The sequence below is a fragment of the Labilibaculum manganireducens genome, assembly GCF_963665805.2.
Classification (GTDB): Bacteria; Bacteroidota; Bacteroidia; order Bacteroidales; family Marinifilaceae; genus Labilibaculum; species Labilibaculum manganireducens.
Genome location: NZ_CAXXEE010000003.1, coordinates 2,561,713 through 2,576,760 on the forward strand (window position 1 = coordinate 2,561,713; position 15,048 = coordinate 2,576,760).

The 15,048-nt window shown below is 36.3% G+C and carries 8 protein-coding genes; 3 read left to right on the top strand and 5 right to left on the bottom strand.

Going from position 1 to position 15,048, the window contains the following annotated elements; genetic code table 11:
* Window positions 1-19: 19 nt before the first annotated feature.
* The 4 genes from ACHZAX_RS09885 to ACHZAX_RS09900 all read right to left on the bottom strand — a co-directional run bounded on the left by ACHZAX_RS09885 (window position 20) and on the right by ACHZAX_RS09900 (window position 5,273).
* The gene (locus tag ACHZAX_RS09885) at window positions 20-682 is read right to left on the bottom strand and encodes a ferric reductase-like transmembrane domain-containing protein (RefSeq protein ID WP_320018987.1); all 663 of its coding nucleotides are present in this window, start codon (window positions 680-682) and stop codon (window positions 20-22) included.
* Between the two features lie 152 nt (window positions 683-834).
* On the bottom strand, window positions 835-1,467 hold the full coding sequence (locus ACHZAX_RS09890) for a Crp/Fnr family transcriptional regulator (protein WP_320018988.1): 633 nt from the start codon (window positions 1,465-1,467) through the stop codon (window positions 835-837).
* 455 nt (window positions 1,468-1,922) lie between these two features.
* Window positions 1,923-2,627 (bottom strand): hypothetical protein, encoded by a 705-nt coding sequence (locus ACHZAX_RS09895; protein ID WP_320018989.1) that lies wholly within the window; start codon window positions 2,625-2,627, stop codon window positions 1,923-1,925.
* 96 nt (window positions 2,628-2,723) lie between these two features.
* Window positions 2,724-5,273, bottom strand: coding sequence for a phosphoenolpyruvate carboxylase (locus ACHZAX_RS09900; protein WP_320018990.1), 2,550 nt, complete (start codon window positions 5,271-5,273; stop codon window positions 2,724-2,726).
* Window positions 5,274-5,544: 271 nt separating this feature from the next.
* On the opposite strand from ACHZAX_RS09900, the gene ACHZAX_RS09905 reads away from it, so the two are divergent.
* The 3 genes from ACHZAX_RS09905 to ACHZAX_RS09915 all read left to right on the top strand — a co-directional run bounded on the left by ACHZAX_RS09905 (window position 5,545) and on the right by ACHZAX_RS09915 (window position 10,521).
* Window positions 5,545-7,557, top strand: a complete 2,013-nt coding sequence (locus tag ACHZAX_RS09905) for an alpha amylase C-terminal domain-containing protein (protein WP_320018991.1) — start codon at window positions 5,545-5,547, stop codon at window positions 7,555-7,557.
* Between the two features lie 2 nt (window positions 7,558-7,559).
* Entirely contained in the window at window positions 7,560-9,263 is a 1,704-nt protein-coding gene (locus tag ACHZAX_RS09910; RefSeq protein ID WP_320018992.1) for an alpha-amylase family glycosyl hydrolase, read from the top strand.
* Window positions 9,264-9,423: 160 nt separating this feature from the next.
* On the top strand, window positions 9,424-10,521 hold the full coding sequence (locus tag ACHZAX_RS09915) for a methyltransferase (RefSeq protein ID WP_320018993.1): 1,098 nt from the start codon (window positions 9,424-9,426) through the stop codon (window positions 10,519-10,521).
* Between the two features lie 269 nt (window positions 10,522-10,790).
* Here the strand turns inward: ACHZAX_RS09915 and glgP are convergent, their stop codons facing one another.
* Window positions 10,791-15,026 carry an alpha-glucan family phosphorylase gene (gene glgP / locus ACHZAX_RS09920; protein ID WP_320018994.1) on the bottom strand — a complete coding sequence of 1,412 codons (4,236 nt, stop codon included), beginning with the start codon at window positions 15,024-15,026 and terminating at the stop codon, window positions 10,791-10,793.
* Between the last annotated feature and the right edge of the window lie 22 nt (window positions 15,027-15,048).

Consider the following 15,048-nt stretch of genomic DNA (forward strand, 5'->3'; position numbering starts at 1 on the left):
ACTGCATTCAAAAATAAGCCTAAAGCCCGTTAGCTTTTTTCATTCGTAATTCTTCCAAACGCGAACGTATTGGTTTATATCTGATTATAAAACCCAACCCCAATAAACCAACATAAACAAGCCAGTCTTCTTCCAGCAGTATTACATGCAAAACGACCAAACCTGCAGCCACATACGCCAATTTGTGAAGTTTTTTCCAGTTCTTTTTCAATAACTTCATAGACCTTTTATTGGATGTTATCATTAGAGCAAATACAATAATTCCAGCCAAGAATCCGGTTACAAGTTTTACTTCACTAAAAATGGCTAAAAATCCCTCGTACTTGATAAAAAAAGAAAAATGCAAAAGGGCATAAACTCCTGTTGTTATACCAATTGCCTGACGGGTACGCAAATTACTTGTCCATCCAAAAAGAATACGTACAGGTGTACACATTAAAATGGCTATCAGAAAACGAATGCCCCATTTTCCTGTAGTATGAATCGCATATTTAATACCCGGTATTGCATCAACATCCATTTTCTCAGCTAGTTCGGGAGATAATTCGTAATCATCAAAAATGAGAAAATCATAATTGTTATTCTCAAAATTAAAATTTGCCAATTCGTACAAGCTCAACAAAGGAACAAACGCAATGATGCAAACTAAAATCCATCCCCTGTTTTTCTTCAGCCAATTCATATAAAACTCAAAATTAATAACGCAGAATCTCTTTCCAGAGGTAATATAAAATAAAGCCGGAAACATCATGTCAGGCTCTTTCAATAAGTAAAGATGGGGAAAAAACAAGAGATGATAAATACCAACATTTAGGTATTAAAAAAAGGAATGAATTACCCTACACGGCTAATTTGCTTTAATTTATCCATATTCAGTATTGAAATACAACGGCCATTTACTTTTATAATCTTATCGGATTCAAAACCACAAATCTGCTTCGACACACTTTCCCGACTGGTTCCAATCATACAAGCAATTTCTTTACGGCTAAGTGGTAAGATAAAATTCGGAGAATTAAAAATCACATTTGCAAAATACAAAAGGGCATCGGCAACTTTGCCAAAAATCTTTTTTTGATGCTGAACGATAAAACGATGATAATTCCTCACACTATCATTACATACCGAAGACAAAATCTCATATCCAAACCTTCCGTTTTCTTTAATAAAAGCTGAAAAAACAGGAAGCTTGATATAACAAACAGTTACATTGGTTAAAGCCATATAAGAATAGTGAGTTATAGTGTCGCTAAAAATCGAATGCAAGCCGAGATAAGAATGAGGTTTAATAACCTGAAGAATATATTCCTGATGCTGATCACCTTTTCCATATTCTTTCACAAGACCACTTTTTAAGTATACAACATAGTTCGCCAAAGCACCTTCCGACAATATAATTTCTCCCTTTTCAAATGAAGCTTCGTAACAATTATCACATAACAAAGACAAGTCATCGTTAGAAAGCATTTGAACAGCACAAGATTTGTCTGCACAAGTTTCACAATTCGAAAAAATAAAGGTATCTGATCGCTGCAACATAATAATGTAATATATATCACAAATATATGATAAAACATTCACAATAAGCAATTATTATACCCGTAACTTAGGGTGTGACTTTACAGTAAACGAAAAAATTATTAAAAACCCACCCTCCTTAGTTCAATATTGTTTATTGATTATGTAATATTTTCCCTTTGGATGATCAGCTTATCCATTGAGAGCTAACGATAAATTTTACTGCATATTCTATTGCAAATTTGGGATGTCGCTTGTGATTTTGTCTTTTGTTGATGTACTGCTCTTTTCAAAAGGTTTTTCACTAAAAAAACAACTCTAAATACTTAGGATTATGTTGCCTTTATTAATAAAAAAGGATCGACTGTTCAGACGATCCTTTGTGCTTCTATAAAAGTAGATTGCTATAAACCTAAATTCTTATTTTTTATTACCTCATCCTGAAGTTTCCTTGCCAATTTTTGCTCACGAACAAGTGCATTTTTGCGATGAGTATCGAATTCCTCACGTACATCTTCCAGAGTCTCTTTGGTTTCTACTGTTACAACATTACTTCTTTTAAACAAAAAGAAACACAAACCAGCAATCGCAAGCGATCCAAAAATTAAAATCCACATGATGGTATTGTAAGTCGATTTTGGCAGTTGCATTCCCAACAGACTCATACTATCTTTTGAATTAATCGTTTCTTCCAATTGATTTTTTACTGTTTGCAATTCTTTTTTTAGAGAACCAATTTCTGTATTTTGATTTTCAAGCAAAGATTTTGTATCCGACAAATTCTTTTTTACAAAATTCAACGAATCTGTAACATTAGACTGAAACTTTTCTAAAGAGCTAATTTTAACAACTTTATAATCCTCATACCGATTGGATTTTGTCATCATATAATCAAACTGCTCTTTAATGGTTCCTTCATCAAGATATGCTTTGACAGGCTTTCTTACGGCAGGTTTCGCAACAGCTGGAGTAGTAACCTCCTGCTTAGTTGTTTCTTGCTTCTTCACTTCTGTTTTTACTTCGTTAGAAGTTTCTGTTGTCTGCGCAAATATGGCAGATGAAAACAAGATGAAAAGGGCAGTTGAAAATAATGTTTTGTACAACTTCATTGGGATTCTTTTTGTTTTAATTCGTTTCTCAATTACAAAGAAAACGATATTCGACTTAGAAAATTGTTAGTATTGAGTAAAATTTCTTAAACTAATTTAGGCTGAATTTCTACTGGCATTAATATTACCATAAAGTGATCGAATAACCAAGTTTTGCAGTATGTTATATTTATTTTGATCAATATTTCCAGATAAATCCATCTCACGGATTTTCATCAGCGCAAATTGCTGAATGCATATTAAAGGCAATACAATCTCTTCCCTTAAATGAATCGAATCCTTTAACTCCAGTGATAATTCCATAATCTCCTCTTGTCCGGATACTTCCAATAACATATCAATACTCAATTGATATTCCATATAAATCCAATTCCAAAATTCACCAAATTCTTCATCATTTTGCATGTATTGTGTTAATGAAAAATATGATTTGCTTATTGACTGCATACTGTTTTCAACCAAAGTTCTAAAAAACAGAGAATTCTGATACAGACTCTTACACCCTTCCATTCGTCCTTCTTCTTTCAACCTCTTTATGGATGCTCCTACACCAAAAAAACCAGGTACATTTTGCTTCATCTGACTCCAGGCTCCTACAAAAGGAATTGCCCGCAAATCGTCAAAATTTAATTCCGCTGATGCATTTCGTTTACTGGGACGACTACCTATTTTTGCTTCTCCATAGTATTTCAAAGCACTCATTTTCTCTAAATAAGGCACAAACTTATCCGATGATTTAAATCGCTGATATTCTTCCAAACTGTATTGCGAAAGAGCCTCCATTATTTCTCTGTCTTCTGTGCTGAATTGTTTACTTTGATCCTCGAACAAACGATTTCCCAATCCGGCGGTAATCAGTAATTCCTGATAATATTTAGCCGACGCCTTGGTTCCAAACTTCGAACTAATCGTCTGACCTTGAATAGTTACCTGTATTTCCTGATTTTCGATATTATTCCCAAGAGAAGAATAGAATTTGTGTGTGTTTCCTCCTCCCCGTGCCGGAGGTCCCCCGCGTCCGTCAAAAAAGACAACTACAATTCCCTTTTCGCGTGCCAGTCGTGTTATATTTTCTTTTGCTTTATAAATGCTCCAATTTGCTGAAAAGTAACCCCCATCTTTGGTTCCGTCCGAAAAGCCAAGCATAATGGTTTGCTTCATTCCTCTCGAAATCAAATGCTGATAGTATACCTTATTTTCAAACAATTCCCTCATTGTTTCATCAGCTTTCGACAAATCATCAATCGTTTCGAATAACGGCACAATATCTAATGGCAAAGAATCTTCCCAGGCACAAAGCTTAGCCATAGCATAAACCCGGGCTATATCAACAGAAGTCTGACAATTACTGATAATAAATCGATTACAAGCTAATTCTCCATTTCTTTCCTGAATCTCTTTCATGGTAGAAAAAACACTTATCGTATCTCTGCTCACCTCATCTTCTGTTTTAAAATAGCTAACTGATCCTTTTACTTCAAATAAACTTTCAAGAGGAGCATCGCCAATTTGATTCGTTAAAAAGGTAGAAGATTTACGCAAAACATCAAAAGCTTTACCAATAATCCGACTATCCTGCCGGATGTCAATATTAGCAAAATGAGAACCAAACAGTTTCACTTTATTCTGAAACTTCCTCAATAAATCAAGAAAGAAACCATCGTGTTGCTCCACTACTATTTTCTCAATTTTATTCAAACAATCATTAATCTCAGCAAGAGTGATTCCTGCACTTTTATCACTATCATTCAAAGCAGTAAGAACCCTTTCTTCCAAATTTACAATTAACTCATGCACACCTTTAAAGCTTAAGCGCCTGCGCAAAAGTCTCAAATCTTTGTAATAATTCAAAAACAAAATATACCGAAGCCTCTCTGCAACTTTCAGCGTTGTTTCAGTATTTACATAAGGATTTCCATCACGGTCGCCTCCCGGCCAAAAACCAAATGAGATTACAGAACCAACTTTTTCATTGGAAAAGTCTTCGCTTTTTAACAATTCCGAATACAAACCTGAAGCCGACTGATAAAATATATTCTCAAGATACCAGCTCAAACTTTTTGCCTCATCATAAGGTGTAGGACGTTCCTTCTTAAAAAACGGTGTCTTCCCCAACTGGGTAAGCAATAACTTAATTTGAAGTAAATCGCTTTTTTGAATGGCTTTTATCAAATCATTAATAATGGCAAGAACTGTGCTGGGATAAAATTGCGTAGGATGAGCAGTTAGCACAACCCGCACAGCAAAATGCTCTAAATTATTTTTAAAATCCTCCCATTTGCCAGTTTGTTTGATCTTCGATTTTAATGCTTTCAAACTACCGGCACCATCTAAATCATTCATTTTGTCAAAGACTGCATCTTCCACTGCATCCAGCAAAACCACCTGTCTTTCGATGTAATGAATTACCCGAAACATGAAATCAAATTCTTCCTCCTCTGTCTTAAAGGAGGTTTGCTTCTCAAAAAAATCCTCGAATATTTCAACCGGTGATTTTCCTGTCTCCAATCCCTTCGAGCATTCTTCTTTTAAAATGGGAATTAATATTCCCGTTTTATGAATACCATCCAGTGGCAGGGTCAAAAATATACTGTTGTACAATTTGTACTTTAAATCAACTTCATTTTGAAATTTTTCTGATCTCATATAATTATATTTCTCCCCCGTACATATACATATATCTATTGATCCGATTAAGATAAGAAAACAGATTGAAATTAACGAGGAGATAAACTATTTTCAGAAATATTTGCTGCTGGACAAAGACTGCTGCATTCACACAACTCAACCTCTTTATCTGCAAGGAAAAAATCTCAAAAACTTCACTCCTTTTTAAAATAATTACATCAGATAAATTGTATCTTTAAACTTGTTGCACCAGCGACTCACTTCCAAATCCGGAACTCTTATACCGCTTATGATTAAACATCTTAAAATAGTTGACTCGGATCCCATGTTGTACGATTATCAATATGTGATTCAAAAAAGATTAAATGCAGCTTCCCAAAAGGAAAAGGAACTAACAGAAACTACGCTTTCAGCCTTTGCCAATGGACATCATTATTATGGTCTCCATCGTGATTCTGAAAATTGGATTATCCGGGAATGGGCTCCAAATGCCGATAAAATGTATCTTATTGGTGAATTTTCGAACTGGAAAGAGCAATCGAACTATCGATTTGAAAAAATTGCCAATGGTAATTTTGAGTTGAAACTTCCGCTAACCTCACTTAAACAAGCTGATTTATATAAATTGCTGATTTATTGGCCGGGAGGAAAAGGAGAACGTATTCCTGTTTGGTGCACACGAGTGGTACAAGATCCTGATACGCTTATTTATTCAGCTCAAGTGTGGCAAAACGAAAAGCCTTTTGAATGGAAATCTGATACCAATAGAGTCAAATACAAATCGCCGCTTATTTATGAAGCCCATATTGGAATGGCTACGGAAAAAGAAAGCGTTGGCACTTATAAGGAATTTCGTGAACTCGTATTGCCCAGAATTCACCGCGCCGGTTACAATACCATTCAATTAATGGCCATTCAGGAACATCCATACTATGGCTCTTTTGGATATCATGTTTCCAGCTTATTCGCAGCCTCTTCCCGCTTCGGAACTCCCGAAGAATTGAAACAACTAATTGATGCAGCACATTCTTTAGGCATCATGGTAATTATGGATATCGTTCACTCGCATGCGGTAAAAAATGAACTGGAAGGCATTGGTAACTTCGATGGTTCGCCACATCAGTTTTTTCATGCAGATGAACGAAGAGAACACATCGCATGGGATTCTTTGTGTTATAATTATGGGAAAAATGAAGTTCTTCACCTTCTGTTATCCAATATCAAATACTGGTTGGAAGAATATCATTTCGATGGATATCGTTTTGATGGAGTGACAAGTATGCTTTACTACGATCATGGTTTATCGAGAGATTTTACCAGCTATGAAATGTATTTTGACGGCGGGCAAGATGAGGATGCAATTTGCTACCTGAGCTTAGCCAATAAGTTGATTCATGAATACAATCCCAATGCGGTTAGTGTTGCCGAAGAAATGAGCGGATATCCCGGCTTGGCATCTTCTTTGGAGGATGGAGGCTTGGGGTTTGATTTTAGATTAGCCATGGGAATTCCCGATTATTGGATCAAGCTGATTAAGGAAACACATGATGAAGACTGGAATGTAGGCAATATATTTTACGAATTATCCAACAAACGAGCCGAAGAAAAAACCATTAGCTATGCAGAATCTCACGATCAGGCTTTAGTTGGCGATCAAACGCTTATTTTCCGTTTAATTGAAAAGGCCATGTATGACAGCATGGACAAATCAAGCGTAAGCCTAGTGGTCGACCGTGGAATTGCTCTTCATAAATTGATTCGATTGTTGACCCTTTCCTGCTCCGGAAACGGCTACTTAAATTTTATGGGAAATGAATTCGGACATCCAGAATGGATTGATTTTCCTCGTTTAGGTAACAATTGGTCCTACAAACATGCACGGCGCCAATGGAGCTTGGTTGATAATCACCTCTTACGCTTCGAAGATTTAAATGAGTTTGATAAAGATATGATTGCTCTGCAAAACAAAGAGGAATTCATTCACGACCCCTATATCAATTGTGTTCAATCCGATCAGCAAAATCAAGTTTTGGCTGTTCTGAGAAAAGATTTACTTTTCGTTTTCAACCTCAATCCAAGCGAATCATTTACCTATTATGGAATTCCTGCAAAATCAGGTAAATATCAGCTTGTGCTTAATTCAGACGAGAATAAATACGGAGGCTTCGATCGTGTGGATGGCAGTCTGCTTTACTATTCCAAACCTGAAGCTTCAATGTCGAAAAACCACAGGGTATATCTTTATTTACCAAGTAGAACAGCTTTGGTATTCAAGTATATTCCTTCAAAAAGTATCTTTTAAATATGAGCATTAGCAAACCAATTATATATCAATTGTTTCCCCGTTTATTTGGAAACAAAAACACGAAGCCTGTTGTTGATGGTTCCCGAAGCGAAAATGGAAGCGGAAAGTTCAATGACATCAGCAACACAGCACTTCAGGAAATAAAAAAACTTGGAATTACTCATGTATGGTATACCGGAATCATCGAGCATGCGATTGTTGAAGCTTATCCTGATGCTGGAATCCCTCATGGAAATCCTTTAGTGATTAAAGGAAAAGCAGGATCTCCATATGCAATTAAAGATTATTACGATGTAAATCCTGATTTGGCCGAGGATGTAGATGAAAGAATGAAGGAGTTTCAAAATCTTGTTGCCAGAACCCATCAGAACGATATGAAGGTAATTATCGATTTTGTTCCCAATCATTTGGCCCGGGAATATCATTCGGATGCAAAACCGGAAGGTATTTCTGATTTCGGTGACCAAGATGATGGCAGTAAGGCATTTTCAGCCACTAACAACTTCTACTATTTACCGCACCAACAATTGCATCTGTCTGATGAAATAAGAAATCGGTTTCCGAATACAGATTATCAGGAGTATCCTGCAAAAGCAACCGGAAATGATCAATTTACTGCCCATCCGCAACTAAACGATTGGTACGAAACCGTTAAGCTAAATTATGGTGTCGATTATCAGAATGGACACTCCACCCATTTTGATCCAATTCCAGATACCTGGATAAAAATGAAAGACATTTTGCTCTATTGGGCAAAAAAAGAAATTGATGGTTTCCGTTGTGATATGGCGGAAATGGTACCCGTAGAATTTTGGCAGTGGGTAATTGGGGAAATAAAATCAGTATTTCCTGATATCCTTTTTATTGCCGAAGTATACAATCCTTATTTATACGAAACTTATATTAAAAACGGAAAATTCGATTACCTGTACGACAAAGTAGGTTTGTATGATACACTAAAAGGAGTAATTCGCGGAGAACGTGCAGCCAGAGATATTTCGCAATGCTGGCAATCCTTAAACAATCTGGACGAATACATGCTTCGGTTTCTGGAAAATCATGATGAACAAAGAATTGCTTCGCCTTATTTTGCTTCAGATCCTATTAAAGCCCTTCCGGGGATGATGCTGTCGCTTTGCATGCACCGAGGACCTGTGATGATGTATTCGGGACAGGAATTTGCTGAAACAGGAATGGAAATATCCGGTTATAGTGGTTCTGACGGGCGATCTACCATATTCGATTTCTGGAATTTACCCGAACATCAAAAATGGATGAATGATGGCAGGTTTGATGGTGAATTATTATCTGATCAGCAAAAAAAACTGCAAACAGCCTATCGTGACATTCTAAAATATGCACAACTGCCCGCTATTGTCTTTGGTGAATTTTATGATATTATGTGGCAAAACACGGATTCAAATATCTTTAATTCGGATAAAGTTTATGCTTTTCTGCGGCATACCGCGAATCAAAAACTATTAGTGATTTGTAATTTTGATGATCACACACAGCATTTACAAGTAAAGATACCAACACACGCCTTGGAAACAATGAAGATTCAACGTCCGGAAGAATTGTATTTTGTTAATAAACAATCAAATGCTGAGCATAAGCTTACCTGCAAAGAAGCATCTGAAAATGGATTGTCTCTAAACATTTCAAGCTATCAATATCTGCTGTTTGAAATTAAGCACGAATAAAAATCACCATATATGTAACAATTACAATTAATTGAGTGAATAGATCGTAATATCATCAGTAATTGTACTACGTTTACACAATTTTTAAAAATCAACTGCGAAATAAACATTGCTTAGGAGTTTTACCTTGGTTTTGCGAAACGCAAAAAACAAATAAGAAATGTTAAAAAACGAATTAGAGCTGATCATATCAGGTCAAAAAATATCAGTAAACAGACCAGAACCAATTGTTGCAGATATCGATGTGGTTCCCTACAAAAGACGTATGGATCCTATGGATGCTGTAGATGCACTTATTGAAGGCTATTCGGTTTTAATTGTTGATTACTATAGCAGCGGACTTGCTGTACTCAGTGAATTAAAAAAACATCTGGAGAAAAAATATACGGATCAATCGTTTAAGGGACAACGTGAATTGCGCAAAACTTATCGCGAGCTTTCCCATAAATTACTTCTGCACATAACAAACAACAAACTCACGGTTAGAAAAGCTCCGGAAATTGGCTGGTTAGAAACGCTATATCCCGATTTCACTGAATTCCTGCTGCCATTTTCTCAGGTTCAAGGATTAAACAGTTCGTGGCAGTGGTACAATAAAGGTATTTTCATTCCTGTTATCGACAGAAAAATACATCCGTTTTATGGCACTTACTTCCCAACCCGATTTGAACATTTAAAACTATTCGACAAATGGCTGGAACGTTACAAGGGAGAAAAAAAATCTGCTATTGATGTTGGAATTGGATCCGGCATTTTAAGTTTTCAACTATTGAAGCATGGTTTTCAGAAGGTTTGTGGTACCGATAACAATCCAAATGCAATTATTGGCTTAACACAAAGTCTGAAAAAAAGTAAATTGAACTCGAAAATAGAACTTCTATTCGGCGATTTATTTGCCCAAAACGACAGCAAATCAGATTTAATTGTATTTAATCCGCCCTGGTTGCCGGCATCAAACAAATCGGAAGGAATTGACAATGCTATCTACTATGAAAAGGATTTGTTTCCACGCTTTTTTGCTGAAGCAAAAAAACACACCAGACTTAATGGCCGTGTTGTAATTCTGTTTTCAAATCTGGCACAAATTACCAATCAAAAGGAAAGTCATCCAATCGAAAAGGAATTGGCTGAAGGCGGTCGCTTCGAAAAAGAATTGCTTTTGCATAAAAAAGTAAGATCAGCTTCGAAGAACACAAAAAGAAATCAAAATTGGCGCCACGAAGAAATGATTGAACTATGGGTATTAAAATTGCTTTAAGCAAACACAAAAAAAATATTAAATGTCAATTTATTTCTTAAATTTGAAATAACACTTAATAGGTAATAATATAGAAACTTAATTTTAATATAAATATCATGGCTAAGTCACAGGACGCTAAGAAAAACGTTAAAAAAGAATCGAATAAAACAGCAAAAGAAAAAAAAGAAGAAAAGAGAGAGAAAAAGGCTAAAAAAAATTAACACCTATTGATTAAAAATACAAAAGCTGTTTCGAAATCGAAACAGCCTTTTTCATCATATTTTATTCTAAATCCATTTCACGTAATTAAAATCCTGACGATGAGGAAGGTTGCAGTTACAAGCATACATTCTCAATCCAAAATCGAAGATCCCCGGATCATTCAACACCAAATCCAAACGATAGAAGGCCAGTGAATCCACCTTCCGGTCAAGAATTAACTGTTCTGTACGAATTGGTCCTGGTTTATGAGTATCTATAGTAGCTCTTAGTACCAATTCAACGCAAATATCTTCATCAATCAAATCTTTTAAATCAAGTGCTGCTTCTACATGATAATTTTCACCTGACAAATATTTGTGCTTAGGAGTACTTGGCGCATCTACAGAAACCACTTCAATTTTATCCCATGAAGCAAGAATTTTTTGTTTCCAATTGGCAGTATCTTTTGCCATTTCGTAGTCTCTCTCCTTCAATTTCAGAACACGTTGATGCATTTTACTGTAAAAACGATCTTTATAATCGTCGATCATACGCTTGGTTGTATATTCGGGTGCAATTTCAGCAATACATTTTTTAACGTACTGAATCCAATCAACAGGAATGTTGTTCTCATCACGCTTATAGTACAGAGGTATTATTTCATTTTCGAACATTGAATAAATTGTCTGCGCATCCAATTCATCCTGAAACCCTTGATTTTCATAGGTTCTATTATCGGTCAGTGCCCAACCTGCTCCTTCACGATAACCTTCCAGCCACCATCCGTCAAGTACACTAAAATTAAGAACTCCATTCATCACCGCTTTTTCACCCGATGTTCCTGAAGCTTCCAATGGTCGCGTTGGCGTGTTCATCCAGATATCAACACCTTTAACCAATCGCTGTCCTAACTCCATATCATAATTCTCAAGGAATAAAATTTTCCCTTCAAATTCCGGACGACGGGACACATCAACAATTCGTTTAATTAAATCCTGACCTGCTTTATCTGCAGGATGTGCTTTTCCTGCGAAAATAAATTGCACCGGTTTTTCAGGATTATTTAAGAGTTCGGCCAATCGGTCTATATCACTAAATAATAAATGAGCACGCTTGTATGTAGCAAACCGGCGGGCAAAACCAATGGTAAGAGCATTCTCATCTATCGAATCCATTATCTCAACTAAAGAACGGGGATCCTCATATCTTTTGATCCAGTTCTTTTGGAAACGATCCTTCGCGAAATCAATCAATTTTTTACGCAATACATTTTTAATGCTCCAAATTTTTTCATCATCAACATCGTATATTTTTTTCCAATATTCTTTGTTCGACAAATCATTTAAGAATCCTTTATCGAATTCCTGTTCGTGCAAAGTTCTCCATTCTTTAGCAGTCCAGCTAGGATAATGCACCCCATTTGTTACGTACCCAATATGCAATTCCTCAGGAAAATATCCCTGATAAAGATTATTGAACATTTCCTGAGAAATCTTGCCATGCAACATACTTACTCCGTTCATGGCAACCGATGTATTAGCAGCCAAGTTACTCATCGAAAATCTCTCGTTATAATCCAAAGGATTTACTCTACCCAAAGCAAGGAATTGATCCCATCCTAATTTCAGTTTTTCAGGAACATAAGATAGATAATGTCTGATCATATCAGGAGAAAAAGTATCATGTCCGGCTGGTACCGGTGTATGTGTAGTAAAAAGAGAGGAAGCCCTTACAATTTCCAAAGCCACTTCGTATTGATAACCATCAGAAATCAGATGAATCAATCGCTCCACATTTATTAATGCTGCATGTCCCTCGTTGCAATGATACAAGTCAGGCTTAATACCAACAGCATCGAGGGTTTTGATACCTCCCATTCCCAAAAGAATTTCCTGCTTAATCCGGTGATCCCAGTCGCCGCCATATAATTGATGAGTTAAAGAACGATCTCTCTCATCATTCATTTCGGTTTCGGTATCCAAAAGATATAAGGAAATTCTACCCACTTCAACCTTCCATATTTTTGCGGTAACAGTTCTTCCTTCCAAAGAAAGGGAAATGGTTTTTGCAAATCCAGAACTATCTCTCACCCTGCTAATTGGCAACTGAGAAAATTTTTGTTCGTCCAGCTCAACCAACTGCTCGCCATTTAAAGATAAACGCTGGGTAAAGTATCCAAACCGATACATAAAACCAACCGCAACCATATCCACATTGGAGTCGCTGGCTTCTTTTAAATAATCGCCCGCCAATATTCCCAGTCCTCCGGAATAAATCTTCAGATTATTATTTAAACCGTACTCCATGCTGAAATAAGCAATCTTAGGTTGTCCTTCGGCCGGTTTTACGGCCATATAGTTTTTGAATTCCTGAATTACAGCATTATAACTCTGCATAAAAGACTCATCTGCCGCCAATTCTTTCATTCGTGCGCTTGACACTTGCTTAAGCAGTAGAATTGGATTCTTTTTGCAATTATGCCATAACTTAGGATCCACCGATTCGTAAAGGTCGATGGCTTTATAATTCCAGCACCACCATAAATTTTTAGATAATTCCTCTAAACCAAGTAATTCCTTTGGAAGATTGGTCTCAATAATTAATTTCCGCCAACTTATCTGATTACTTTTTGGTACGTTCAAATGATTTTCAACCAAAACCTGCACAGGTGATTCGTTTTCCTTTTTCATATTATTTTTGATTGCTAATTCGTAAGCCTTGTAATAATTTCCAATAAAATTCTTCCATAATGTCTTTTTAGCAATGCTGGCTGCATTTTCCCTGCACCGAATTACATTATCCTCTGATTTTGTTGTAAAATTAAATATCTGAGAAGAAATATTTTCAACGACCTCTTTTCTATTGGAGTCATTTCGTTCCACAACTGAAACACCGCCTCTATCTGCTTCCCCAATCATTTGAACCCACTGTCCAAATCCGGATAAAGAAGTTGTAATGGTAGGAACGCTGAAAGCAACACTTTCCATTGGAGTATATCCCCAAGGTTCATAATAAGATGGGAAAACAGATAAATCCAATCCCATTAAAAGTTCATAATAAGACTTATTAAATATGCCATCCGTTCCATCCAGATAGGTTGGCACAAAAATAACTTTTACTCTCTCATCTTCCCCATTACCAAAACCCAAAGACTTGATCTTTTTTAATATCTCATCTTTATCTTCATTACCCAGTTTATGAGTTAAATATGGTGTTACCAGTAATTTTTTTTCTGGATATTTAGCTAAATTTTCCTGTAAATCTTTTCGGGGGCCGCGCTGATCTCCCGGAATCAAAAAGAAAGCTATAATATCACGATCCATATATTTGTTTGCATTCAATTGAGCCAAAGCTTCTAAAAACACATCAAGTCCTTTGTTTTTAAATTCGTAACGACCACCGGTTCCTACAAACAAGGTGTTCTCCTTTATTTCGTACCCAAGAAGCGATTCGGCTACTTTCTTAAATTCTTTTCTGGATTCCTGTCTGGTAGCTTCAAGCTGTTCCGGATTAGGTACAAAATCATCTTCGAAACCATTTGGCATCACCACATCTACAGCGCGTCCATGAAATTGCCTGCATTCCCGTGCAGTTATATCACTCACTGTTGAAGAACAATCTGCTGCCAGAGCAACACATTTTTCCATAGAGCATTTGGCCGTAACATTATACTGTCTTGGCTTTTCAATTGGATTAAAATGAAGCAGATTATCGTACAAATTTTCATAATTACTAGCCAATACCCGTCCAAGCATACTTGCATGAGTCGTGAAAATTGTTGAAATATGAGGCGCCTGATCTTTCAAATACAATAGTCCGGCACCAGTCATCCACTCATGAAACTGGGCAACTACTTTATTTTTCGACAAATCATTAAACTGTACAAAGCTCTCAATTACTTTACCACTTGCATAACCAAACATCGCTGCATCATGATAATCATCCTGTCCATATAATGATTCCAATCGGTAAATTTCCCACAATTGACTGTAAATAGCGTCTTTCTTCGCCAGAAAATCCGAAAAATCAATCAAAATCACAATTGGATTTCCCGGTATTTTCCAATATCCAATCCGAACCGATAAACCATCCGCTTTTAATTTTGCTCTCCACTGCGGAAACAATTTTTCATCTTCCTGAAACTCTTTTTCCCGGTGTTCAGTATTATTAAAATCCGGCCCGACATAAATGATCCGATCGTTAAATACTGGTTTAAGCGATAAGGCCTTTGTAGAAATAACCGTATGAATTCCACCAACCTTATTGCAAACTTCCCAACTAACTTCAAATATAAAATCCGGAGTTATATCCCTATTATTCATACCCATATGCTTACTAATTACT

Bases quoted from the DNA above. Each gene is read 5' to 3' on its own strand.
- ACHZAX_RS09885 (WP_320018987.1), bottom strand. From the start codon at position 682: ATGAATTGGCTGAAGAAAAACAGGGGATGGATTTTAGTTTGCATCATT.
- ACHZAX_RS09890 (WP_320018988.1), bottom strand. From the start codon at position 1,467: ATGCTTTCTAACGATGACTTGTCTTTGTTATGTGATAATTGTTACGAA.
- ACHZAX_RS09895 (WP_320018989.1), bottom strand. From the start codon at position 2,627: ATGAAGTTGTACAAAACATTATTTTCAACTGCCCTTTTCATCTTGTTT.
- ACHZAX_RS09900 (WP_320018990.1), bottom strand. From the start codon at position 5,273: ATGAGATCAGAAAAATTTCAAAATGAAGTTGATTTAAAGTACAAATTG.
- ACHZAX_RS09905 (WP_320018991.1), top strand. From the start codon at position 5,545: ATGATTAAACATCTTAAAATAGTTGACTCGGATCCCATGTTGTACGAT.
- ACHZAX_RS09910 (WP_320018992.1), top strand. From the start codon at position 7,560: ATGAGCATTAGCAAACCAATTATATATCAATTGTTTCCCCGTTTATTT.
- ACHZAX_RS09915 (WP_320018993.1), top strand. From the start codon at position 9,424: ATGTTAAAAAACGAATTAGAGCTGATCATATCAGGTCAAAAAATATCA.
- glgP (WP_320018994.1), bottom strand. From the start codon at position 15,026: ATGAATAATAGGGATATAACTCCGGATTTTATATTTGAAGTTAGTTGG.